The sequence below is a fragment of the Metamycoplasma canadense genome (genome assembly GCF_000828855.1).
GTDB classification, from domain to species: domain Bacteria; phylum Bacillota_I; class Bacilli_A; order Mycoplasmatales; family Metamycoplasmataceae; genus Metamycoplasma; species Metamycoplasma canadense.
The window spans coordinates 658,161-684,803 of record NZ_AP014631.1 but is presented as its reverse complement, the minus strand read 5'-3'; the positions used below and the strand labels follow the sequence as shown (position 1 = coordinate 684,803).

Here is a 26,643-nt window from a genome sequence, read left to right as displayed (position 1 = left end):
TTTAGTTTCTTTTAAATTCAATTAAAGTAAAATTATTTTTATCTAGATTTTTATCATAACCCTTAAAATAATTTCAATATAATTTAGCAGTTGCTACATTTTTTTCATTACTTGATTTGAAATTAAAATCAAGAGGATTTTCGAAACCTATAAAATTAAGTTCAAAATATAATCTGCCTAATTTATTTTTTTCAGAATTTAAATTTATGTCAATTCTTTTTATTCCACTTAAAGTTATTCCTTTTTTATTTTCTAAAGCATAAGCTAATAAATAATTGTTAATATATGAATTTAAAACTTTTATTTGGTATGAATCATTATTCAAATATGAAGGATCAAATTTTTGTCTACTATCATTATTTCAATAATTAAATAATGAATTCATCTTATTAGAAGCATTATTTAATCCTTGCATAAATGCGGAATTTATATCATTAGTTACAAAATCTTCTAGTTTTATCCCTTCTGGAATTCCTTTATTAGCTAATTTAAAAGAATAAATATCATTAAAATCAAGATTTTTAGGTGCTTTATTTTTAAAAATTAAACCCTTTAAACGATGTCCGTGGTCATCAAAATTAGAACTTAATCATACATAATCTTTAGTAGTTTTATCTTTCTTAAATACTCTTACAATTGCTTTAAATACTTGATTTGTGTCAAAATAATCGGTAAATTCAAAATCAATTATTCTATATTCTAAATCTTCATTTTTTTTATAATCAGGAATATTAATTGTAAATATTTCGTTTTTAAAAGTATTAAATAAATACATTAAACCTTTAGCATTTCAATAATCCACAGATAATGACGATTTTACAAAATGATTTATATTATCTATAATTGTTAAATAATGTTTGCCATCCATTCTTAAAAGTGGATTTTCAATATAATCTGTAAAAAGTGGATATTTTTCTTTCAAACCTTGAAGACCAACACCGAATTTACCATTTGTTGCGTAATTTCTAAATCCATTTAAATAATAAGTTTTATTCTTATTTTTTTCATTTAATATATCTTTATCATTTCAATTTTTAATACTCTTTATTTTAAATTTAATATATTCATCTTTTAAACTATATGACCGTTTAATTTCAGTATTTTGCCAATCTATTTCAATTGATTTAACATTAACATTAAATTTATTTAAATAAAGTTTTAAAATTGACTCAAAGATTTTTCTTTGTTTTTTATGTTCTGGTGATAAAAATGATTTTGCTTGAATATATTGTGGTTGAATTCAATCTGAAAATAAGGTTCTTTTTTTATTGCTATTAACTAAATAGGTTCTTTTCATAATTGAATAATTATTTTCAATATCTTGATTTAAACGAAAAATAATTGTTTGCAAATCTTCAAAATATGGATCCTTTATACGACTAAAATCCTTATTATAAATAGTTGAAAGAATTGTAAATCATTGATCATTAAAAGTACCAGCAGAATCTACATCATCGAATGAATATTGATTTAAAAAATTATTTATATCACTACTTTCTTTTGAATCAAAAATCCGGATATTGGCATTATCCGTATAAAATTGTTTTCAATTGTTTCTTACAGGAAAATCAGGCTGATACTCAATTCATTGATCTTTTTTAAGTAAAAATAATTTACTATTTTCTATTTTTACTGAATCAAAATTATGTTTTTTGTTGTTTTCGAAATAATAAAAAATTTTAAAATCATTTTCAATTGAAGCTATTTGGCTTAAAGTTAATCTATTTAAAAATATTCTCGATATTTTTTCTATATCCAAATAAACATCTTTTTTATTTTGATTAAAACAACTAACTGTAATTGCTGGGAGACCAATAATTGAAGCTGAAAATAAAATCCCAAATAATTGCTTTTTACTCATATATAATAAGATTTTATCATTTTTTTTTAAATTATAGTTATAAAATTATTGTATAATTAGTGAGTTTTAAAGCGTAACTAGGAATTTTATTAATGAATTAATAGGAAGGTATTAAAGATATGATAATTAATGATGAAATTATAAGTAATATTTACCTTAACTTGTTTGTTAACACGATTTTTTATACTTTAATATTAATGATATTCCCTGTTATTCTTTTAGCAATATTATCATTAATTAAAATAAAAAAAGAAACAAATAATAATAACTCATTAATTTATATGTATTCATTTTCCACAGGAATGTTTTTAATGATTGGTGCTTTTGGATTTTTAAGAGAAGGATATAATATAGCACAAATTTTCACGCACGACCCAAGTACTGGAATTTCAAAAGAAATATATAGAATGCTTGTAATTGTCGGCATCGTTGGAATTAGTTCATTAGTTGGCTTTAGTTTAGTAATAGGTGGTAAATATTTATTTATTAAAAAATCCAAAATTGATTTACATAGTGAGCACCATAACCACGATCATTCAGATCATTTAGTTTCTTTTAAGGATATTGATAATCCAAAAGCTGCATGACTAGCAATATTAATGCTTTTAAGTCATAGAATTATTGATGGTCTTTTTATAGGTTATTCAATAAGTAGAATAATTTTAACAAAAAATACATTTTCAAGTTCTTTAATTTTATTAATAACATTTACAATTCACATGATTTTTGAAATGATTATTGTTTATTTTAGACAAATTCAGTATGGAGAAAAAAAGAAAAAAGCTATTCTATATAATTTTCTTACTTTTCTTTTAATAATTCCATTTATATTAATTGGAGCATTTACAGGTGTTGCCTTAAGTCAAAATTCACTTCAATGAATTCAATCTGGTCTTTTAATAATGGGGGGATCAATTATTATTTTTACAGCGGTATTTGAATTAATACCTGAGTTTATTCATATAAAAAACAAGGATACTAAAACTCTATATAAAACATTAATTATTTTTAGTTTATCAATAGTTTTAACAATTATGATTTTAAGTTTTCACACTCATATTCGTTAAAATTCAATAAAGGAGGTTAAAAAGTGAAAAAAAAGTTATTGTTTTTAAGTCAAGCAATCTTATTTACTCCATTGTTTGCTATATCATGTTCGAAAAACAACTTTAACACTGATAAATTTCATTTTATTGAAAAAAATAATTTTGCCAATGATTATGGTGATTTTTCCTATTTAAAAGATAATCATATTTCAAAAAATATTAATAAAATAAATCTGGCAACCTCAGCTAAACTAATAAGGGTTCAAGCGAGTCAACAGCCTTTAATAGATTTCAGAGATAATATAGTTTTAAATCCTTCTGAACTATCATATAAATTCGAATGAGCGAATAAAATAACTGTTGAAAATAAGGATAAAACATTTATTTTTACAAATGATAACACCGATTTTGTTAACTATAATGAAAAAAAAGAAAATAATAAAAATCAATTTTTTCCAAAAAAAGATAAAGGTAATGGTTTTGATAATCCTTATTTATTTGTTCCTTCAAGTAATGAAAATTCAATTAATCACAAAGACTTTCAAAAAAGTTTATTAGTAGCAAAATCAATCACTTTTTCTATGAATGAGCAAAAAAATGTTTGAATTGATTATTACGGAAATCTAACTAATAAAAATAATTTAATAAATATAAAATCATTTAAGCTGGGCTTATTAGCAAAAATGCTTAGAAATAAAAATTTTAGAGAAGAATTTGCCAAAAAAAATAATATAAGTTTGGATAAATATAGAGAAATTCATTTAAAAATAGATGGTTTTGATTTATATAATTACCTAAAGAATTTAAAAATAGATGTTGAAAAATTACTTGATTTTAACTCAGACAATTTAGTATTAAAGACGGTTGATAATTCATATACAGACTTAAACTTAATTTTTCAAAATTTATTTATTATTAAAAATTATTTCGATGCAATACCATACGAAATTATAAAAAACCAATTTGATATAATTAATAAGAATTTAAATTGGTTTTTTAACTACGGTAAAGATTATAAAAATAGATTTTTTGCTTCATCATACTACATACAAAATTTAAATAATAAAAAAACTGTTCTTAAATTAAACCCTTTTTATAAAAAAAACAATGAACAAAATTTAAGGCAAATTACTATTGAATATAATCTTCTTCCTATTTCTTATAATACTTTTTCTCTTCAATCTGTAAATGCATTTAAACAAAATATAATTTCTAAAATTAATTATGAAAATCTTAATATTAATGAAAAAGAGCATATATTAAAAGAATTTAATAAATATAATTTTTCATACCAAAAAAATTACAACAGATTTAAATTAAGAAATAATTTAATAATAAATACAAACCCTAAATTAAACAGTCCATATATGAACTTAAATTTCTTAAAGATTTTTTATGGACTAAATAAAAAGAATGAATTTAAACTTACAAAAAACAACTTAATTTTTCAATCACTTTTTAATAATTTAATTAATCAATATTCAATAATAAATGATAGTGAGGATGTTTGATTATCACAAGCACCTGAAAATCTAGTAATAAAAGCAAAAAATGACGTTTTAAACATTAATGAATTAAAGGATTCTTTTAATCAAATATCTAAACCTATAATTTTGGATATAAATAATAAAAAATTTAATAATACCTTTCAATTTCAAAATCAAAATAAATTATTGAATCCAAAAATTATTTCTAATGAAGAAAAAATTAAATCTTTTTGATTTAAAAAAATAAAAGAAAATTTAGTAAAATTGATTGATGAATTTTATTTAAATCAAAATAATTCAGAAGATATTTTTGTTAATATTCCTATTTTTAATACATTTAATAACCAGTTTATTAACGAAAAAATAAATTTAATTAAACAAACCTTAAATTCAATTCACAATAAACTAAAAATCCAAATAACACTGATTGATAATTACGAAAAGTACAACGATTTTTTTAAATTAAATAAATCTATATACAAAGAAATTAAATTTAATTTATTTGAAGGAAATACAATTGAATATCTTAAGAATCAAATATTAAATAAAGATATTAATCTAGATTTTTATAGCAAATTTATATTTTTAAATAAAAATTTTTATAAAAATATTTATCCACAACTTATTAAAATTCAAGAATTTAATCATATAAATAAGTTAAATTTAGTTAATTTAGAATTATTTTTATCTAATTTAACAGTAGAAGATCAACTTAGCTTAATAAATGAAATTAACAATTTAATTAGTTATACAATTTCATTCAATAATTCAGTAAATATTAGTAGTTTTTCAAAAATTGTCTTTCAAAAACATTTTATTAAACCTTTATCATGAAATAACCTAAATTATTTTCAAGATATTAAAGTAATAGGAGGAGAAAATGAAAATCAATAAATTTAAAAAAGTATTATTCTTTTCATCTTTATTTTTATCTCCAGCAATACCATTAGTTTCTATTTCTTGTTCATTTGGTCAACAAGAAGATTATAAACAAAAAAAATATCAGGTTCAACTTCTTAGTTCAAATCAAATTCAATTTATAAAAAATCAATTCAAATTTACTTTAAAAAATAATATAGATTATAATAATGATAAAATAGATGATATTTGAAACAAATATATCAAAAGGTCAAAAAAAGGCTCAAATGAAATAGATTTAATTTTAAACTGAGATTCTGAATTTAAAAGACTTTTTAATTTTGAATATCACAAATTAAATGGCTTTGGATCTGAACATAAATATATATTTGAACTTACTAAAGAAGGTATGACACCAACTATTAAATATAAAATTATTTGTGTGGATAGAAATAATCAATTAGAAGGTGAAGGACTGGTAAAACTAGAAATTGATTAATTTTATAATTTTATTAAAATTTAAATATACACATATATCTTATAATTATAGATAAATTTATTATTACAAAATGCAATAGCATAAGGGGTATAATTTAAATATGAAAAAACAAAAATTATTTTTTTTATTTCCTATTTCGGTATTAACGTTACCAGTTTTTGCAATTTCTTGCAACATTAATGCTAAACAATCATCACCAAAAATTAATTTACAAAACAAAGAAGAATCACCAATTTACAATATAAATAAACCTGCTTATGAGATAAAACTTTTGTCAAGTTCACAAATAGCAGAAGTCAAAGATTCATTTTCATTTTCTCTTACCGAAGAAGGAAAAAAACTTTATAATTCAAATCCATCAGAAATTGAAAAAATATTAAAACGAATTCGTAAAAAAAGTTATCCACGTGATACAAATCCAAAAATATCACTTAAAGTATTCTCATTAGATGATTCATTTGAAGAAGTTAAAAAAGATAATGATTTTAAAAAATATTTTATTTTTCAAAGTCCAACAAGTGAAACATTTAAATATTTAAATGGTCATAAATTAGAATTCGAATTAATCCCTTCTGATCCTAATAAGAAAACTCCTGCTATTAAATATGCAATTCGTTGTCCAGATAAAATTTATAATGGTGTAATGTCAGTCGAGGATTCAGGTTTTATTTATTTAGATCAAATATAATTATTTTTTAAAAACTCGTTGCTTTTTTAAGGCAACGAGTTTATTTTTTATAATTTAAATTCTAAAATGAAACCTTTTCGTATTTTAAAAAAACGTGTTTAATATTTTCGCAGCTATCGCCTTTTCTATCTTGGTGTTTTACATTCTCACATTTAGAAAATGCTGATATACCATCGTCAATTCCTTGGTATTCTAACGATAATTCTTTTTTTATTTTATTGTATGCTTCTATATAAATAGAATCAATTTCTTTCTCGGTTTTATTAACATTAAAACAATGAGTTACTTCATGAAGAATATAATTAAAAATAAAAGCCTCACAATTATAAATATCAGAAACAAAAATTAATCTTCTTGCTCCTTTTTTAAAAGTTATTGCTGCAATATCACTTTTTTCAATAAAAGGCATCGTAATTAGAACAATTCCTTTTGTTAACAAATAATTTTCTAATTTAAATATTTTTTGTTTAAAATCTTTTGAATTATCACAAATTATTTTAACAACTTTTTTATAAACAATATCAAATGTGTTTTTTCTAAAAACACCAATTTTTTTATCTTCAATACTTTTTAGCAAAGAGAGTTCACAAAATCTTATTCAAACTTTACTATTTGGCGATGAATAAACACTTTCATCAGCTAAAGCATTTTCTTTTAAATAGTCATTATAATTATTTAAATTTGCTACACCATAAAACTTATTCATCATCATAAGTTTTTTACCAACTGGCATATCATGAGATAATTTAATATTACTAATAAGAGGCAAATAAGGATTCTGAATTATAAATTCTTCACCGAAATCAATAAGTAATTTTTGAATATCTTGAGATTCAACTCTTTCACGATTTGCAAAAATAGAATAAACCTCTGATAGCGTTCCTAATTCAAGGTTAAAAACATTTTCTAATCCCTCAAGAATAGAAATGCTTAAATTAACATTTGTCTTACTATTTATAATTATGTAAACATATTGAGTGCTCAAACCTAATCTTTGGGCTAATTCTTTTTGTGAAATTGAATATTTATTTAAATAATAAGCAATTTCTTCACCAAAATTTTTTCCATGTAATTTAATGTGTTTTAAATCACATATATGTTCTGAAACCATTTAAAATCCTTATATTTTATTATTTACTTGCAACAATATCTTCGTCTTTAACCCCGCCTGGCAATAATTCATCCATTGTAAAAACCAACTCAGTTTTTAAATCTGTTGAATGTAAAATAATCTTAGCTTTTGGTTCTAAAAATTGAATCATAACTTGCCGACATGCCCCACAGGGATACAAAACCTTATTTAAATTACTAATAATGTGTAACTCCTTAAAACTTCCTACTTTAGCTCCCTTAACAACAGAACTAAACAAAGCAGATCTTTCAGCACAAAGCCCACTAGGATAGGCAGCATTTTCACAATTAACACCATAATATTCATTTCCTAATTCATCAATCGCCAAAGCAGCAACCTGAACTTTTGAAAATGGTGCATAGGAATATTTTAATTTTTCTCTTAATAATTCTTTTTTCATAGTTATATTTTACCATTTTGTAAATTCTAAAAAGATGAAATTATTAAAATAAATATTTTAATATTTCCAAAAAATAAAAAAATAATGAAAAAGTGTAAAGTATTTTTACTTAACAGATTTTTTTTATGCTACAATTATCTTATTAATTAAAAAATATAAGTTAATTTCAGAAATTAAGAAAGGAAAAATATGGTTAAATTAAGATTAAAAAGAACCGGAAAAAAATTCCATGCAACATATAAAGTTGTAGCATCAGATGCTAGAGCTCCACGTGATGGAAAATTCATTGATGAATTAGGTCATTATGATCCTCATACAAAACAATTAGTTCTAAATGAAGAACTAACAACATTATATTTAAACAATGGTGCTAAGCCAACAGAAACAGTAAGAACTCTTTTAAAAAGAAATGATTTCTACAAAAACTACATTGCTAATAAAAATAAATAATTATGAAAATAAACATACTCACACTATTTCCTAAATATTTTGAAGCTTTTAAAAGTTATAGCATTATTGCAAAAGCAATTAAATTAGGTCATCTTGAATTAAATATTATCGACTTCAGAAATTTTTCAAAAGAAAAAAGAAATAAAGTTGACGATACTATTTATGGCGGTGGCGACGGAATGCTTTTACAAGTAGAACCTATTGATTTAGCTTTAGAAACATTGCCTAATAGCTATAAAATCTTAGTTAGTCCACAAGGAAAAAAATTTAACCAAAATAAGGCACATGAATTAGCAAAACTAAACGAAATAACTCTTGTGTGTGGCCATTATGAAGGTTTTGATGAACGCGTTTTAAATTTTGTGGATGAAGAATTATCAATTGGCGATTTTATTTTAACTGGTGGTGAAATTCCAGCAATGGTTATTTCAGAAGCAATAGCAAGATTGGTTCCTGGTGTTTTAAGAAAAGGTAGTCATCAAAATGAAAGTTTTGAAAATGATGGTTTACTTGATTTTCCGCAATACACAAAACCAGCTGTATATAAAGGTTTAAAAGTTCCAGAAGTTTTACTTTCAGGGAATCATAAATTAATAAAAAAATGACGTGAGGAAAATGCTTATTTAAAAACATTAAAAAATCGTAAAGATATAATCGAAAGGATTGAAAAAAATGAGAAGTAAATTATTAGAACTTGTAGAAAAAGAACAAATAAGAACTGACTTACCACAAATAAGAGAAGGTTACAATGTTAGAGTTCACGTTAGAATTAAAGAAGGCGATAAAGAAAGAATTCAAGCTTTTGAAGGTTTAGTTATTGCCTCATATGGTGAAGGAATTAATAAATCAATTACTGTTAGAAAAGACTCATATGGCGTTGGTGTAGAACGTATATTTAAAATTAACTCTCCTTTAATTTCAAACATTGAAGTTGTTAGAAAGAATAAAGTTAGAAGAGCTAAACTTTACTACATGAGAGGTCTTAAAGGTAAAAGCGCTAGATTGAAAGAAATCAAAAGAAAATAATTATAATTTATATTTTTTAAAAAAGTGCCTAATTTTAAGCACTTTTTTTATTATTATTTTTCAAACTCTTTTTCTACATATTTTGAATTAAACAAATAAAGTAAGCTACCTCAATCTAAATTAAATTTAATAATATCACCAACTTTATATTCATTTTTACTATCTTGAGCATTTATAATTAAATGATCTGACGATCCACCTAAAATTTTTAGATTTTTATCGTAAGGAATCATGGCATCAAACATAGTATCAAGTTTACCGATTCCTAAAATTAATCTTTTTATGTCACCTATATCTTCAAAATAAGGAACATGTCCAAAAGCATCAATTCCGCATAATCCAAGTGGCATTGAAGATTTATAGTCAACCTCAATAACTTCAGCTTCACACCTAAAAACATCACGATACATGCCGGGTATGGTTTTACGATACATATCTTCAGTACCAAAAATCATAGCAAAACCCATTCTTAAAAAATTAATTTCTTTAGGCATTCTATTTTCTCAAACTAAATGTAAATTAAGTGAATTTCCACCAGACATATGAATTAATTTTATATTTAAGTTATTTTCAATTTCATGTTGCAATTTAACTAATAGTGACATAGATTCATCAGAAGGTATTCTTGCTCCATAACATCCAAAATTGCAACCTAAACCAATTAATTTAACGCCACGAAGTTTACTAATTTCTTTAGCTATATCTAAAGTTTCTTCTGGTAAACAACCTTCTCTTCTATCGCCTAAATCAACCATCAAAATAATTTCGTGAGGTTTTAGGTTCTTATTTATAACATAATCGCTAATTTTTCTTATTACTTCAATATCACCGTTTAATGATGAATGACATAACTCGAGCATTCTTGGAATTTCAGAAATCATTGGAATTCTTAAAAGCTGTTTATGTCCTGGAACATCTTTATAAATTTCAAAATTTTCTAATCTTGAATCACCAAAACATTTAATTCCAGCTTCATAATAAAGTTCTGCCATTCTCCGATTGCCACAAAAACCTTTTGTAACTGCTAAAACTTCAATATTATTTTTAGCGCATATTTCTATTGCTTTTTTTACATTATTTTTAAACTTAGTTTCATTAATAATAATTTTAGGAAAACTCATATTTTAATCCCTGCTTAGATATATAAATTAATTTTTAATTTAAATTATTTTGTATTTTTTTATTAATTAAGATATAAAAATCTTTCTTCCCTTTTTTTAAAATTGCATATTTGTTATTATATTTTTTAAAACTAGTAATTTCATTTTCATCAGAAATAATTACATTATCAATTGCAAATGATTTTTTTTGTAAAAACTCCCTTGTTTCTCGATTCGAGGAAGTAATTTTATTTTCTTTTATAAAATCAATAAATTTATCTTCTGGATTAATATAAATAGTTTTTATTGAATTTTTAATCATTTCGATATCACTTATTGTTAAATCTTTTTTAGATTTTGAGAAAAGGATATCACTAATTTTTTGTGCTTGTTTGGCATATTTAATTCCATGAATGTTTTCAACAACTGAAAAAGCAAGTTTTTTTTGAGCAATTCTTTTATTTTTTTCTTTATTATGTTCTTTCATAATATTTTTAATTTCAGATAATGAAATAAATGTTAAGGTTTTTAGATACTCTTCTACTTTTGAATCTGCTTGATTTAATAAAAATTGATACAAATCATAAGGTGACGTCATTTTCTTATCTATTCACAATGATCCTCCGCCAGTTGATTTTCCAAATTTATTTCCATTTTCATCAGTTATTAAATTAATTGTTAAGGCAACAGCATCTGCATTTTCACCATGAATTTTTCTTATAAATTCCAATCCTGTTGTAATATTACCCCATTGATCTGAGCCACCTGCTTGTATCTTAATATTATGTTTTTCATATAACATTTTGAAATCTCAACCTTGAATTAATTGATAACTAAATTCAGTAAATGTTAAACCTGTTTTAAGTCTTGTTGAAATACTTTCTTTTTCTAATAAATAATTGACATTAATTAATTTTCCAATTTCAGAAAGAAATTTAACTAAACTCATATCTTTATAAAATTGGTAGTTATCAATAACTGTTAAACCAAATTTTTTTAATTGTTTTTTAATTGAATTTTTATTATTCTTTAATGTTTCTTTATCAAGAAATTTTCTTTCAGAATTACGAAAACTAGGATCACCTATCATTCCAGTTATCCCACCTAAAATAGCATAAACTTTATAACCTTCTTTTTTAAAGCGTAACAAAGTAGCAATTTGCAAATAATTTCCTAAATGCAAACTTTTAGCTGTCGGATCAAATCCAATATAAATTCCACAATCTTTGGGCAATGATAAAAACTTTTCTTTATTTGAAATATTATTAAGAATCATTCTTTCTTTTAATTCATCAATAAAATTTGCTGACATATTTTTTCCTTATTTTTTACAATTTATTTAATACTCAAATTATTAATATATTAAATTAAATTATACAAAAAAATGAATTTTTAACGTTTAATTTTAATTACTATAAAATATAAATACGTTTATAAAAACTTAGTAAAAAAAGATAAAAATTTATTTTTACCACTATATAATTTTATGTACAAATTATTTTTAAATTTTATTAAAAAATAGATTGGAGATAAATTATGAAAATTAAAATTATAGTTGATTCTTCTTCTGGTTTAACAGAAAAAGAAGCAAATGAATTAGGATGAGATTTTATTCCATTACAATGTGAAATTGAAGGAAAAAATTATCAAATTGGTAAAGAAATTTTTATTGAAGATTTCGCTAAAATGTGAAGAGATAATAAAAAAATTAATGCTTCTACTTCAGCTTCATCACCAGGCACTAACAGCTTAATTGTTGAAAAATATTTAGAAGATTATGATAAAGTTTTAATTTATCCAATATCACAATTTTTATCTTCTGAAATGTCGTTTTTAAAAACACAATTTCAAGATAATAAAAATGTTCATATTGTTGAATCAAAAAAAATATCATACCTAATAGTAAGGGATCTATTAATTTTTGAAGATTTAATAAAAAAGGGTCACAAATTTGAAGAAGCTATTGAGGTTTTTGAACAAAATAATGAAAAATTAATTTTAATTCCGCAATATAATGATGCTTTAGTAAAAGGTGGTAGACTATCAAAACCTGCCGCTGCTATTGCAAAACTTTTAAAAATAGTTCCGTTAATAGCTTTTAATAAGGGAATTTTAGAAAAAGAAGGAATTGGAAGAGTTTTTAGTAAATCATTAGAAAAAGTTGTGTCAGATATGTGACAAAATAATAAAAATGATTTAGAAAATAAAAAATTAATCGTTTTATCAGCTGAAAACGAAATTATTGATGATTTAATATATAAATTTAAAAATATTACTGAAAATAAAATTTCTATATATAAATTTAGAGCACCGCTTGATGTTTCAATTCATACAGGAATTGGTGCTATTTGTGTTTCAATTGCGGTTGTAAAACCAGAAATAGAAGAAAAATTCTTTTCATTAGCAAAAAAAGTATAACAAGCTAAAAATAATGTATAAAAAGTTAACATTGCAAAGTGTTAGCTTTTTTATATTGCTTTACTTTTATTTTAAATCATATTTTATATTATCATATATATATATATATAAATTTGGTATAATAGGTTAGTTTAAAAGTTAATAACTATTTTTTGTGAGGTGATTAATGTTTTTTCAAAGAAAAAAAAGAATTAAAATTGTTGCTTTATCATTATCTGGTGCTATTTTAGCATCGGTAGCTCTTGGATCAATTTTATTTTCATATAATCAAAAGAATTTAAATGGATTTAAATACAATAATCATTTCGGAGAAAAATCTGATATTTTTCATAAAGGTAATCCTGATACAGAAAAAGCAATAAATTCAATTACAGATCGTAATTTAAAGGAAATTAAAAAACCAATTATAATCAAGCCAAAACCGGAACCAAAAATTGAAATAGAACCGATTCTTATTCCGCATAATCCTAAAACAATAGAAAAAGAAAAAAAACTTATTGAGAAAAAACCTGATGTTCAAAATAATCAAACTTCAAACACAATAAAAACCACTATTACTTTATTTGGTAAAAAAATCGAGGCTGAAGTTACACCTCCTCCGACTAGAGAATTAGATAAACGAGATATTGAAGCAAAAATCACTAATGTTAAACCATATATAAGACATATTGTTGGAGATATTAAAAATATAAAAGTAACTGAAGAACTAAAAAATGCTTTAGTTAACAATTTAGTAAACAAAGAAGCACATGGCTTAAAAAATTTTTATTCTAGTTTTAGAGCTGATCTTTTAAAAGAAAAAACTCACGATTTTGATCCTGAAAAACATATTCAAAATAATTTTGATGCTTGACAAAAAATAGTTCAAAAATTCCAAAAATTATTAGATAGTAACAATGTCATTAAATTTTTATTACCCGATGCTGCTGCTATATATCCAACAAAACAATTCACAAGTCAAAATTTAAAATATGCTTGATTAATTAGTAATCTTGATTATTCAAAATTTAATAAATTATCAAAAGGTGCATTGCAACAATTAAAGCAAGGCTTTACTGCAACTGCAGAGGAATCATATATTAATGAAAATGGAGAATTAGACTCTTATACCTATGAACCAGCACCTGGGTATAATAAAGTTACAACTTCACAAGAAAGAGAAAATAAGAAACGTCGTGCAATCCCAATAAAAGGATATTATGGACGAACTCCGGATCAAATTAGTAATGGAGAATATCCGGGTTGAAAAAAAGAAAATGTAACACAATCACAAGAATTTAAGGAATTTGGTATTAAAACAACAGATGGAATAAATATCACTAGACTAACTAACCAAAACCCTGAAGAAGGGGAATTAAAAAAAGCAACAATAGTAGAAATTGATGCAGCTAATTTTCAAGGTTATGAAAAAACTAAGAAATTAATTGAAAATCTTACTGCTAAAGGTATTGAGATAACATCATACCGTATTAAAAATATGGGTAAAAAAGATGTAAATCAAAAATTTAAAGAAATATTATCAGCATTACCTCAAAAATTAGGTCAACTTGAACTATTTTTTGATCATCGAGCAACAAATACAGCTTCATTAATTGCTCTTGAAAATAAAAATATTAAAGAAGTTGGTCTATATACACTAGGAAATTCACTTTTAGATGATTGGAGCATTAATCCTTTAGCACTTAGAAATGTTGAATGAGTTAACACAATCGACTATAATGTAAGCAAGGAAAACAAACCTGGTTCTGATATTGCAACAAGAATTACTTTTAACACGTTAGCTTTTGAAGAAAGTGATATTTTAAAAAATGAATCCGACATTTATAAAAGAATAAATGAAGGATTAAGAATGGCTTATTACACAAGAAATAACGAAGGTATTTTTGAAGGTAATTTCGGACCAGGACTACACCCAGATAATAACGAAGGAAATAATAGTTATCCAACTCGACTTGATTTTTCAAGAGCTCCTTCAATAAGATCATTAAAAGGTCTAAAATTTTATGATTATATAAAGCCTTCAAATAAACCAAGAAAATTAAAAAATCTAAAATTATTTAATGATAAAAATTATTTTGAAATAAGTGGAGATGAGCTTGATAAATCACAATTCGAAGATGTTATGGCTATAAATGAACCTCCTTTTTCACAACCTCCTACAAAGATTGAATTTAGCAACGGTTCTGATACAGATACAATTCGTATTACTGGAGTTTCTTCTTTAACCAATAAGGCTTTATCCAATTTAAGTGTTCTAAGAAATCTTTCAAAAATATCATCGCCAATTCAAATTAGCCCTGAAGCAAAAGAATTAAGACAGCAATTAATAAATAATGGCTATGAAGTTACTGACATAAATGATGAAACATTTAACTAAAAATAATTTAAGGAAAAACTATGTCTAAAAACAAAAATAAAAAGATATTTAATTTTTTATTAGCAACAAATACTTTAGGATTCATTCCTTTAATTATTGTCTCTTGCGAAAATGAACTTAGTAAAGAAAAGTCATTCTTAGAAAAAAATAAAAAATATTTAAGTACATTATTAAATGAAATAAAAAATGAAAATAAAAACGGATATAAAAGTAAAGATTATATCGAAGCACAAAATAAATTAAATGATTTAGAAAAGCTGATTATCAATGATCAAACTGACATTAATGATTTAAGAAAAAATAACTTTTTATTAAAACAACTAATTGAAAAAGCTACTAAAGAATTAAATAATTACAAAATAATTAATGAAACAAACAATAACAAACCACAGATTGATCCTTCATTAATATATTCAGAACAACAATTTGAAGATGATTTTAAAAAATTGATAGATGTTGAAAATAATGATATTGAAAAAAATTTCAATTTAATTTTTACTACTTCATTCGGAGCTTCTAATAAAAAAGATATTTTTCCAACACAATTAAGAAATCAATTTTCAACAATATCAATACAAGCAAAACAAGATGAATATAACAAAAAAATTGAATTTAAAGTTATTGATGTAATTATAGAAAACAATGCAAATATTACTGGCGAGGCTAAAATTAATTTATTTTTTAGAAATAAAGCAACTAACAAAACAAAAAACCATATTTTTAAAATTTATGGTCTTAACAAAAATAACTTTAATATCGATAATGAAGGAAATAAACCCGATACTCAAACATCAAATAAAATCTCAAATTCACAATTAAAAAATTATTTACAACATAATCAAAAAACAAGATTTAATATTGATAATGAAAAATATATTAAATCATTAAAATCTAATTTAGAATTTAAAGGAATAAAAGATCTTTCTTCTCTTAGACCTAGTCTAAAAATTACTAATGAGCAAAAGGAAAAATTTAATAAATTATCTTCTTTTCTAAATCAGGATAATTTTGATAATTCAGCATATAAAGGTTTTAGTCTACCTAGTTATAAAGAAAATGGGGAACTAAATGGATTAAATATATATGAAGATGATTTACAAAAAATGCCAACCGATATTGATACATTAGATTTAAATAAAAATAGTATTCCAGAAAGAGAAATTGGACTTGCTAGAAAAATTGTAAATGATCAATATCTAAAAATTGCAAAACAAACCTTTTCATTAGGCTTGACAAATTACAAAACTTATCAAAAAGATATTGAAGAAAATAAAAAATTAATTGAATTTTGAAAAGATCCAATAAATAATAAAAAATTTAATCAATTAATTGAAGACAAAATTGAAGAGCTAAAAAAAGATAAAGATAAGCTTGAAAAATATTGAGAAGAAAAAATTGCTAAAAATACAGATACTCATCTAACTGATTCTTTAAAATCTCAAAAAAATGCAATTTTAAAACAATATGATGATTCAATTAATCATTATAAAATTAGAAAACCTTCTGATGAGATTGAATTTCTTGAAAAGCAGATTGCAGAGTGAACAAAAAAAGCTCAAACCAAACACGAATTTATAACAGAATCAGGAACAATGTGAATTTTAGACTTTCAAATAAACAACAAAGGTTATCCGACTAAATGATATTTTGGAACTAATGCACATGTCGCACGAGCAATTTCTAAAAATTTAGTTGGCTTTTCAATTACTAAAATCAATAATGATATTAATGTTGGACAAAATTTTAGAATTTCAGAATTAGATGATAATATTACAAAATTTGTATTTGAAAAAACCGATGCAATAAAAACATTTTTTGTTGCAACTGATTATCTAAAAACTAGTCCTAAAGATTTTTTAACTAAAGAACAAGCTAAAAAATATAATGACGTTGAAGAATTTGCTGACTTTGCAGTTGTTGAAATTGACTTTGAAAAAATCGGTGATAACTGACATGCAATTTCAAATGATCAACCAAAAACTAATGATTTTAAATTAATTCCTAACTTTAATTTAGCAAAAGAAATAACAAATGATTATGCTAATAAACAAGATATTCATATTAAGTTTAGATCTAAATCTTACTTATATGATTATAAATCTATTGACTTTACGCCAAAAATAACAAAAGGGAAATTACTAGAAAATCTTGATAATCTATATGCAGTTGGATGACCAGGATCAATAACTGATTTTTATTTGGAACCTGAAAAAGATTATGATCAAATAAATAGAGCTAAATTAGGATATTCATATAGTTTATGAACAAATACTGACTCAAAATATTATAATGCTAGAATTACACAGAATGAAAGTTGACCGTCTTCATTTAAAAAAGAAGATTTAGACCGTGGCAATTTTCTATCATATCAAATTGGATATCGTTCATTTTTAAATAAACCAGGAATTCTTGATTCATTTATTGTAACTCCATTAATTGGTAATACTTTATATACTCAAGATAACAAAAGATATTTTAATATGTTTTTAGGTTATATGCCAAGACGTTGAGCTCCAACCGGCGGATCATCTGGATCATCAATAAGAAATCAAAATAATGAACTAGTTTCAATATATCATGCAACAAATTCAACCGCAAGAGTTGGAATTTCAATAGCTTTTAGATCAGAAGGTTTTGACTATCAAGGATTATACGGAAAATATAATTTACCACAATATGATTTAATTTATGGTGGCGGAGAAAATCAAAAAAAATCTTATAGAGAAGCTTTAATTCAAGCATACCCAAAATTAGAAAGAACAAATTTATTTAAAAATGGATTAAAATTAGAAAATATTCCTGAACAATTTAAATTTAAAAAAAAGGAGGGTAATCAGTAATGCAAAATAAAAATATTTATGAAAAAAGAATCTATGATGATTTTGAATCTATGGAAAATAACAAAAAAAGAAATTCAATTGTATCAATATTAAAAACAATTTTAATAACTTTTTTTGTTGTTTCGTCAGCACTAATATTATTCTTTTCACCACTAACAATTTTTTCTAAAAAATTATTTCCAAATGAAAATATTGCTTGATTTTTAGTATTTTCAAACCTAGCATTTGAAAGAATTAATTATTTGGCATTATTTAGGACTTTTTTATTGCTAATTATTTTTATTTACACAATTAGCAAGAACTTTTCGAATATATTTACTCATAAAGAATCAACCAAAAAATATATCCCTTGATTTATTACATATTTACTTTTTTCATTAACATCTTTAATACTTTTATTTACATTTTTTAAGCACCAAACATTAGATTACTATTATTTATCATTTATTTCAATATTTTTATTATTCATTGATATTGCATATGCTGTTTATACATACAAATTAAAAAGAAAAACTAACCCTTTAGTTTATAAAAATAGCAAAGCGACAATTGTATCAATAATTTCAAGAATTATCTTGGTTGCGACATTTATTACTATTTTATCTATTTGAATATTTTCAGTGCAAGACAAAAATAAATATGACTTTTTAAACAATAACTATGTGCACCAATTTTTTATAAATATATTTACACAAAAAGATAGTAAATATTTGATTTATATTATTTTATTCTTTGTTTTTATAACAATCGTTATCTTCGGAATTAATATTGAAAAAATATTACTATTAGCTTCAAAACAATATCCTAAAAATGAAATAAGAGAAAAAATAATTTTACATATTGCTTTTAGCTTTACTTCAATAATTTGATTTATTAGAGCCTTATTTTATAAAAATTCATCTGATGTTATAGAAGCTGAAAAACCTTCACAAAATTATCTATATTTAATAACTATTGCTTTTATTACATTGCTTTTTGTTTCGTATTTATTAATTTCATTTATAAAAAAATTGAAAATAAAAGGTCTTTTACTAAATAATATTTTTACAAGTTTTACCCTTTTATTAATTTGAATTTCAACAACAATAGTTAGTTTAAAAAATAACGAAACACTGATAACTAATTTAACAATTTTATTTGCTTCTTTATATAGCATAATCATTATTATGATTTACAAATTAAAAACATCAAATGAACCAATTTATGTCTCAATTTTTCTAAAATTATTAATTACTTTAACAACTACAACAATAGTTATTAATGGATTAAATTCCCTACTTCTATCATATAATAATCAAGCTTTCTATAACATTCGCTCTTCATTATCATTAAATCAAATATTCATAATTTCAACACTTGCTATATATGCAATATTTGCATTTACAATATTAATTAATTTTATTGTTACTATAAGCAGTATCACAAGAAAACATTCTTTCTTAAATACTAATAAGGGTGGTAAATAATGAATAAAAATAAAATTCAAAACAATTTTTTAAAAGATGCTAATAAGAAAATTAAAACAATTAATGAAGACTTTCAGAAAATTAAAGAAAATAAAAATTTTATTTCATTTGATAAACTTTTATGAACAATACTTTTAAAAAGTTTAACAACATTTAAAAATCAAGACATTAATAAAATTTTATTTTTATTAAAAGAAGCTATTAAAAATAAATTTGATATTGTTTTTGATAATTTTACGATTAGTTTTGTTTTATCGAATTATTTAAATAACTTATTTTTAATTCCAACTATTTTAGAAAAATCATCTTCCAATTTTGAATCAATCAATTTAAAATCTGATTCGAAATTATTTAAAATAGATATTACAAAATTTCTTAATAATGAATTAAATTATTTATTAGAAAAGCAATATTTTATTGAAATTCTAAATGATTTAATTATTAAGAAAAATTCTGAAGAAAATAAGATTGAAATATATTACAACGAATCAAATATAACAGGGTGATAAAAATGCATTTAAAAAAATTTGAAGAAAAATTACAAAATCTTGAAAATATTTTAACTAAAGTTAATAACTCAAAAAATATTCTTTTAATTGATATTATGAAATTAACTAAAAAATTAAAATTTAATATTTCAAATGCATTACTAAATATAAATCTTATTAATACAATTAAAAATAAATATGCTATTAAAAATAAATTAATTAACAATGGAAAAAACAAAAAATCTAAAAAAAATTATAAAAGAAAAGCAACATTGTGAATATATCTAACTGAGAAACAAAAATATTCAACGGATTCATACTCTAGATATGAAAAAAAATTGCTAGAAAATGTCAATCAAAACAAAGATGATTTTATTGTTATCGGTCAACGTGCTAATGATTTTTGTCACCAAAATAATTTTAATGTCATCAAATCATTTAATGAAGATGAAAAACAATCTAAAAATTTGCCTTGAATTCTTAGCCAATTAGTAAAAATATTACATATCGATAATAATTATGAAGAAGTTAATTTTGTTTTAAATACCAATAAAAACTACAATAGTTATTTTACAATTTTACCTATTGATAGTTTTGATGTAAATAAACTTGTCAATGTTGAAGAAAATAGTGATCAAATTCTTGATATTTCAAATTTTAAAATTTACCCCGGAATTGAAGAATTTGTTGACAATGAAATAAATATATTTTTAGAAAATGCAATTTATTCATTATTAATTGAATCATCATTTTACAATGCTAAAAATGACTTAGTTACAACTAATAAAATTATTAATCAAATTGAAGATGAAATGATTAAAATCAAGAAAAAAATAATTAGAACAAAGCGCGAAAACGAAATTGAAGAAATTATTTTATTAACTAGAGCAAATGAGGGATTTGGAGGTATTAAATAATGAGTACTAACGCAAATCAAACATTTAAAATACAAATAAATTTTCTTGATAATAAAACAAAAATTATAAGAAATGGATTACTTTTTATCAATGTTGACGACGAAGATCAATGGGTTTTAGCTGATAGCAACGCTATTATGGCGTATGAAAATACAGTTATAAAAATTAAAGATCTAGATGAAGAAAAAGAATTTTATTTATTTTTAATAAATACAAATATTATTATTAATCAAAAAAATATAAATATTAATACTTTTAATAAAATGGAAATTTTTAAACAAAATAATAAAACAGTTGATAATAAAAATAAAATAAGAGAAGTTTTAAATAATATAAGTTACTTTAATTCATTACAAAAAATAGGATTAAATCTTGATCAATTTATGCAATTAAAATTACTAAACCAAGAGTTATATTTATTAAAAATACAACAAAATTTAAAACTAGCAAAAGAGATTAAATATGAAAACAAAAAATAAATTTTTATCTTTAGGTTTAATAACTCCAAGTTTAATAATTCCTTTTTCTTTAATGTCAGCAAGCCATTATTATAAATTAGAAAATAGCGACGAAAATAACACAAATAAAAAAAATAATGAAACTCCAAAAAATGCAAGTGATTTTGATGATTTTAAAGAACTTTCAAAAAAATTAATTGAAAAATCAGTTACAACAACTATTGACTATACTATTAAATTTTTAGATAATGAAAAAGCTAAGTTACTAAAAGATTTAGACAAAGATTTTAAAAATAATATTGAAAAATTAATTTATATTCAAGTATTAAAAAAACATTTAGAAGATAATAAAGAAAATTTAAAAACTAATCACTCAAATGCAAATGGTTTTACAATTGTTTTCCCTTATTTAATGTCTTTAAATAAAAAATATAATATAGGAAAAATTGAATATAATAAAGAAACATTTAATGATGTTAAAATCGGACAAGATTCAAAAACTAACTATGAAGAACAAGTAAAACCAAACGGAAAAATTGCAAAAAATAGTGAAGAAATTAACACTATTTCAAAATCAAAATTAGAGAAACTAATTAAAGATTATTTTGGGTCTTTAACAGAAGAATTACCAAAAATGTTATACGATGAAAAAGATGTTCCTAAAATTAATGAAGATATAAAAATTAATATTGGTAGTTGAAAAGATGATAAAAACACAATTCATGGTTTTAATTATTCTCATCCAAAAAATTTCAAATCTTGAGAAGAATATATAACCTCAAAATTACATAAAAAATTCTTAGTATTTGATCTTGATTTTAACAAAAACTTTACACTAGAAGAAGAAAAAGAAAAGAAAAAAGATGAACCAATAAATAAACCTGAATTAATACCTGGAGAAAAACCAAAAATAGAAGATATCAATACCGAAGAACAAATTCAAGCCATTCCTTCGTTGACTCCTCATGTTTCTTCAATGTACAGTATAGAGAGCGCATTAAATTTAAAAATTAATTTTGATGCAGGTAGCGAAGAAGAAAAAAATAAAATGTTTTTCTTTGATAATCCTATTAATACAAGATATTCATATACAGTTACTGCACTAGATAATAAAGATGATGAAACATTAATCGCAACTGTAAAAATTACCGACAGAGTTGATACTAAAAAATCACGTTCATATAAGATAGAACTAAAAATTGATACATCTTTAGAAAGGCAAGATTGAAACTTTGTATATGAAAAAATAATCAATGCTAATAAAGAATTATTTTCAAAAATATTTTATGCTTTAAACATAGATAATAAAATTGATTATTCAAAATTAAGAAACTCAATATTACGTGATGCCTTATATAATATGATAGCGACTGCAAGTTCTGTTTTACAACTTGAAAAATATAATAATAAGTCAAAAGAAATAATTGCTTCAACGGTTCAAAGTTACACAAAAAATAGATATGATGAGATAAATTTAAATAAAAATATTAAAAATTCTGAATATTTACTTTTAACTAGCCTGTTTTCTTCAAAAATAAATGACTTTGATTATTTTTATAGCCTTACAAATGCTTTAAAAGATTCCTTAATTAGATTTAAAGAAATTATTAAAATTAATAAAGATTTTATTACTAATAATTTTAATGAAAACGGGTTTGACATCAATTTAATAAATCAATACTACAATTATATAAATATGCAAATTTCAAGATTAATAGCTTCAACAGGTTCAAGAACCATTAATATTTTTTCTTGATATGATTCATACATAAAATCAATTAAACAAATTATGGATAATTTTTCAACATTATCAATATTGATTGATAATAAGAAAATAATTGAAAAAAAAGATAAAGAACAATACGAAGCTGCTTATTTTGAAGCTGAATCACAAATTGACAATAACAATAAAATTAATAAAAAAACATTAAACATAGTTGGAATTAGCTTGTTATCATTATCATCAATTTTCTTGCTTACTTCATTAATTTTTATCATAGTTAAGAAAAAACAAATAAAAAATATAAAAATAAGTAAACTTTTTGCTTTTTCAATTACAATAATTTTTACAATTTTAATCGCTTCAATAATTATTATTTTGATATAAATAAAATACGCTTAACTTATAATTAGTTCAAAAGTTGCGTTATATAAATTATAAAAACTTTTCGAGTTTATTTTGCAACAATAAGTATTGTAATCAAATAAAGAATAATTTACATAAATTTGAAAATGATAGTTATTTTAAAATTTATTAGCCAACAATTTGATATCTGATTATTATTACATATATTAAGGAATAATTAAACTTAAAAACTTTTAAGCATTGATTTATTCTATAGAAAAAGACAAAGTTCTCCATACCAGTATTTGTGTATGTAAGAATTGTTGAATATATAATGGACCACTCAACAATTTGTTTTATATTGCTTGTAATACCAAAACTTATAATATGTAGTGAACAAATTTTATTTTGATTATGACATTGTAAATAAAATAACAGAGTGAAAACTAATAAGCATCTTATCAAAATTAAGAGAAAGAATTGATATTAACTAAGAATCAAAGCAAATTATTAGTATACAAAAAGAAGATTCTAATGTCATTTCAGATATATGGTCAAAATATGATATTATTAAAAAAATGTAATTAAAAATAACGAAAACGCCTTAAAAATAGAGGTTTTCGTTATTTTTTATCTTATAAAACTAGGAAACTCAGGATTTTTAATTCATATAGCTGATCATTGATTTTATTATAGTATTTTTAGATGTTCCTAATTATAAAGTAATTATTCATTTTTATTAATTTCATTTTATAAATACACAATTAATTCAGGTTTTTCAATTTTAATTTTTTCTAATTCTTTTGTTAAATTTTAATTTCATCTGTTTGTTTTTATTTTTGATAAATAAAGAAATTAATTTAGTTTAACATATTTATTTAAAACTTATAAAAATAAAAAACATTTTTCTTTTTTATTTTAAGTAAGAAAAAATAGTTTTTATTGTATTTTTATTTTTCTATATTGTATTTATTATCTTCAAGAAACTTTATAACATTATTATTCGTTTGATTAGCCAACTTAATTTTAAATTTATTTCTATCAATATCTCTAAATGCATTAATATCTATTGATTCTAATGTTGAAGGTAATTGCACTAATTTAAGGTTTGGTAAATAATTTAAAAAACCTGCTGGTATTTCTTTAATTCCTTCTGGAATTATAATTTCAGATATATTATCATTAAATGAAAAATTATTTTCTTTTGGAATAATTTTAGAATAGATAGTTACAACTGGATGTATTTTTTTAGGAACATAAATTATAGATGTTAAATTATTATTATATAAAATACCACCATAACTTGCATATCAATAATTACCAGGTTCGACGTTAACTTTTTCTAAATTATCAGAATTTAATGAAGATTTTCAATCTTCTATAGTTTTGGTTTCTTTTGGTAAAACAAACTCTTTATTTTTGTATTTTTTTGGAACTACTAGTAGAGTTTTTAAATCTTTTGTATATAAAACGCCATCTTTTGAAGCAAATTTTTTATTTTTTGGACTTACTTCAAATTTTTCGACATCATGTGTTCCACCTTGATAATCTATTCTTTCTATAAATTCCCCAACATAAAGATTTTTTATTGTTTTTAAAGCGTCTTGTGAAATACCTGTAATTTTATTATTTTTTTCAGTAAATACTTCTTTATGTTTTGCATCGTTAGACATAAATTTATAAACAGAAAAACCACGATTATATTCATACATAACATTATCAACAGTAATTTGGGCACCACTGCTCTCAATTTTTGTAGTTATATGATAATCTGAAAATTTTTTAATAGTTGGTCTGAAATTTTCTTCCCCACCTCATGTTGGATCCGAATGAAAAAATTCATTTTTTTCTTCATCAAATACTAAATTTCATTGGTGTGCTCCATATTTTGATCAACCGATTACAGTAACATTTTTCACATTTATTGAATCCAACATCGCTTTATATAAATTACTATATCCACCACAAACAGCTGTTTTTATCTCAATAGCCTTAACTGGATCAATAGCGGCAGTTGTAGTACCATTTGCAGCATATTTTAAATTTTTATGAATTCAATCATAAATTAATCTTATTTTTTTAATTGTTTTTGTTTCATTGCCAATAATTTTTTTAGTAAACTCTTTAATCTTATCTTTTGAGTTTTGTTGATTTGGATGATGATAATAATCTTTAATATCATCAAGTTTTACTAAACTTATAAAATATTTTGCTTCCTCATTAATAAAGTTATTTTTATTTTCATTTTTAAAAAAATCATTAGAAAAAATTTCTTCTTGTTTAATACCTTGTTTAATTTCTAAATCATTTTCATTTATTGTTATATCTTGAGTTTTTTTATAATTATTTTTAACTTCTTTAAAAACTTTTTCCAATTTATTTTTTTGATCTAAAAATAATGTATCTTCAGAATTATATTGTTTTGTTGCTAAATTATATGTTGTCTCATTGAGAACATTATTCAATAAATCTCTTTGAATTTCAAATTTTAATTCTTTTAGTTCATTTTTAGAAAACGAAATAACTTCTTTTTCTAATTTTTGATATTCATTTTTAAAATCACTTGAATCCGACTCTAATTTTTCATTTGATTTATTTTGTTTTTTATCATTCAAACTCTTAGCATTTAAAAAAATATTATCAATATCACTATTTTTTTCAATAGAAATAATTTTATTTTTAAAATCATTTTTTTCATTTAAATCTAAATAAGACATAGATGAAAAAATTAAATCTATTTTTTGTTTCTTAATATCATTTAAGTTGCTAATTAAACTAACTATTTTATTAATCTGATCTGGAGAATTTGAATTTATAATTAATTTTATAGTTTCATCTTTTTGTTTTTCAGAGATAAATGATAAAGAAGAAATTTTAACTTTATTCTCTTCTTTTGATTCTTTTAATAAATCATTTTGAGAATCTTGATTATTATCTTTTTTAATAATATTATTTGGTTCCGATGAACTATTATAATTACATGATGACAAAATTACAGTAGATGAAGTTAAGCTTAAAAGCAAAAAACCAATAATTTTCTTTTTCATATTTACTCCTTTTACTTAAA

Annotated in this window: 21 protein-coding genes; 15 read left to right on the top strand and 6 right to left on the bottom strand. The window is 22.4% G+C overall.

Features of this window, described 5'->3' with window-relative positions; translation table 4 throughout:
• Position 1: 1 nt before the first annotated feature.
• A complete protein-coding gene (locus tag MCAN360_RS05785; protein ID WP_045434315.1) occupies positions 2–1,861 on the bottom strand; it encodes an MAG3240 family lipoprotein in 1,860 nt (619 codons plus the stop codon).
• Between the two features lie 119 nt (positions 1,862–1,980).
• Between MCAN360_RS05785 and MCAN360_RS05780 the strand changes: the two genes are divergently transcribed.
• From MCAN360_RS05780 to MCAN360_RS02835, 4 genes are all read left to right on the top strand, one after another.
• A complete protein-coding gene (locus MCAN360_RS05780; protein WP_045434311.1) occupies positions 1,981–2,928 on the top strand; it encodes a ZIP family metal transporter in 948 nt (315 codons plus the stop codon).
• Between the two features lie 23 nt (positions 2,929–2,951).
• The gene (locus MCAN360_RS05775) at positions 2,952–5,288 is read left to right on the top strand and encodes an OppA family ABC transporter substrate-binding lipoprotein (protein WP_045434308.1); all 2,337 of its coding nucleotides are present in this window, start codon (positions 2,952–2,954) and stop codon (positions 5,286–5,288) included.
• The gene (locus tag MCAN360_RS05770; RefSeq protein WP_045434305.1) at positions 5,275–5,751 is read left to right on the top strand and encodes a hypothetical protein; all 477 of its coding nucleotides are present in this window, start codon (positions 5,275–5,277) and stop codon (positions 5,749–5,751) included. The genes MCAN360_RS05775 and MCAN360_RS05770 overlap by 14 nt, the downstream gene beginning before the upstream one ends.
• A 100-nt stretch (positions 5,752–5,851) precedes the next feature.
• Entirely contained in the window at positions 5,852–6,439 is a 588-nt protein-coding gene (locus MCAN360_RS02835) for a hypothetical protein (RefSeq protein WP_045434302.1), read from the top strand.
• 61 nt (positions 6,440–6,500) lie between these two features.
• On the opposite strand, the gene MCAN360_RS05765 is transcribed toward MCAN360_RS02835, so the two are convergent.
• Positions 6,501–7,550: a helix-turn-helix domain-containing protein gene (locus tag MCAN360_RS05765; protein ID WP_045434301.1), complete on the bottom strand. Its 1,050-nt coding sequence runs from the start codon at positions 7,548–7,550 to the stop codon at positions 6,501–6,503.
• A gap of 19 nt (positions 7,551–7,569) precedes the next feature.
• Positions 7,570–7,971: a cytidine deaminase gene (locus MCAN360_RS02825; protein ID WP_045434299.1), complete on the bottom strand. Its 402-nt coding sequence runs from the start codon at positions 7,969–7,971 to the stop codon at positions 7,570–7,572.
• Positions 7,972–8,160: 189 nt separating this feature from the next.
• Here MCAN360_RS02825 and rpsP point away from each other — a divergent pair, with 189 nt between their 5' ends.
• The 3 genes from rpsP to rplS are packed head-to-tail and all read left to right on the top strand — an operon-like array spanning position 8,161 to position 9,447.
• Positions 8,161–8,421: a 30S ribosomal protein S16 gene (rpsP, locus tag MCAN360_RS02820; RefSeq protein WP_045434297.1), complete on the top strand. Its 261-nt coding sequence runs from the start codon at positions 8,161–8,163 to the stop codon at positions 8,419–8,421.
• A gap of 2 nt (positions 8,422–8,423) precedes the next feature.
• A complete protein-coding gene (gene trmD, locus MCAN360_RS02815) occupies positions 8,424–9,104 on the top strand; it encodes a tRNA (guanosine(37)-N1)-methyltransferase TrmD (RefSeq protein ID WP_045434294.1) in 681 nt (226 codons plus the stop codon).
• Positions 9,094–9,447, top strand: a complete 354-nt coding sequence (gene rplS / locus MCAN360_RS02810) for a 50S ribosomal protein L19 (protein ID WP_045434290.1) — start codon at positions 9,094–9,096, stop codon at positions 9,445–9,447. The genes trmD and rplS overlap by 11 nt, the downstream gene beginning before the upstream one ends.
• Positions 9,448–9,500: 53 nt before the next feature.
• Here the strand turns inward: rplS and MCAN360_RS02805 are convergent, their stop codons facing one another.
• Together MCAN360_RS02805 and tyrS are read right to left on the bottom strand one after the other, a co-directional pair.
• Complete coding sequence (locus tag MCAN360_RS02805) at positions 9,501–10,568, bottom strand: alanine/ornithine racemase family PLP-dependent enzyme (protein ID WP_045434287.1); 1,068 nt, start codon at positions 10,566–10,568, stop codon at positions 9,501–9,503.
• A gap of 34 nt (positions 10,569–10,602) precedes the next feature.
• Complete coding sequence (gene tyrS / locus MCAN360_RS02800) at positions 10,603–11,859, bottom strand: tyrosine--tRNA ligase (protein WP_045434286.1); 1,257 nt, start codon at positions 11,857–11,859, stop codon at positions 10,603–10,605.
• Between the two features lie 224 nt (positions 11,860–12,083).
• On the opposite strand from tyrS, the gene MCAN360_RS02795 reads away from it, so the two are divergent.
• The 8 genes from MCAN360_RS02795 to MCAN360_RS05740 all read left to right on the top strand — a co-directional run bounded on the left by MCAN360_RS02795 (position 12,084) and on the right by MCAN360_RS05740 (position 23,618).
• Positions 12,084–12,965, top strand: coding sequence for a DegV family protein (locus MCAN360_RS02795; protein ID WP_045434284.1), 882 nt, complete (start codon positions 12,084–12,086; stop codon positions 12,963–12,965).
• Positions 12,966–13,131: 166 nt separating this feature from the next.
• Complete coding sequence (locus MCAN360_RS02790; protein ID WP_045434282.1) at positions 13,132–15,342, top strand: putative immunoglobulin-blocking virulence protein; 2,211 nt, start codon at positions 13,132–13,134, stop codon at positions 15,340–15,342.
• Positions 15,343–15,362: 20 nt separating this feature from the next.
• Positions 15,363–18,182: an Ig-specific serine endopeptidase MIP gene (mip, locus tag MCAN360_RS05760; RefSeq protein ID WP_045434280.1), complete on the top strand. Its 2,820-nt coding sequence runs from the start codon at positions 15,363–15,365 to the stop codon at positions 18,180–18,182.
• Positions 18,182–19,648: an MSC_0624 family F1-like ATPase-associated membrane protein gene (locus tag MCAN360_RS05755; RefSeq protein WP_045434277.1), complete on the top strand. Its 1,467-nt coding sequence runs from the start codon at positions 18,182–18,184 to the stop codon at positions 19,646–19,648. The genes mip and MCAN360_RS05755 overlap by 1 nt, the downstream gene beginning before the upstream one ends.
• A complete protein-coding gene (locus MCAN360_RS05750; protein WP_045434274.1) occupies positions 19,648–20,157 on the top strand; it encodes an MSC_0623 family F1-like ATPase-associated protein in 510 nt (169 codons plus the stop codon). The genes MCAN360_RS05755 and MCAN360_RS05750 overlap by 1 nt, the downstream gene beginning before the upstream one ends.
• A gap of 2 nt (positions 20,158–20,159) precedes the next feature.
• Entirely contained in the window at positions 20,160–21,053 is an 894-nt protein-coding gene (locus MCAN360_RS05745; RefSeq protein ID WP_045434272.1) for an MSC_0622 family F1-like ATPase gamma subunit, read from the top strand.
• Complete coding sequence (locus MCAN360_RS02765; protein WP_045434269.1) at positions 21,053–21,532, top strand: MSC_0621 family F1-like ATPase epsilon subunit; 480 nt, start codon at positions 21,053–21,055, stop codon at positions 21,530–21,532. The genes MCAN360_RS05745 and MCAN360_RS02765 overlap by 1 nt, the downstream gene beginning before the upstream one ends.
• On the top strand, positions 21,516–23,618 hold the full coding sequence (locus MCAN360_RS05740) for an MSC_0620 family F1-like ATPase-associated subunit (RefSeq protein ID WP_045434267.1): 2,103 nt from the start codon (positions 21,516–21,518) through the stop codon (positions 23,616–23,618). The genes MCAN360_RS02765 and MCAN360_RS05740 overlap by 17 nt, the downstream gene beginning before the upstream one ends.
• Before the next feature lie 908 nt (positions 23,619–24,526).
• Here MCAN360_RS05740 and MCAN360_RS02755 read toward each other — a convergent pair.
• On the bottom strand, positions 24,527–26,623 hold the full coding sequence (locus tag MCAN360_RS02755) for a transglutaminase domain-containing protein (protein ID WP_045434265.1): 2,097 nt from the start codon (positions 26,621–26,623) through the stop codon (positions 24,527–24,529).
• Positions 26,624–26,643 lie beyond the last annotated feature (20 nt).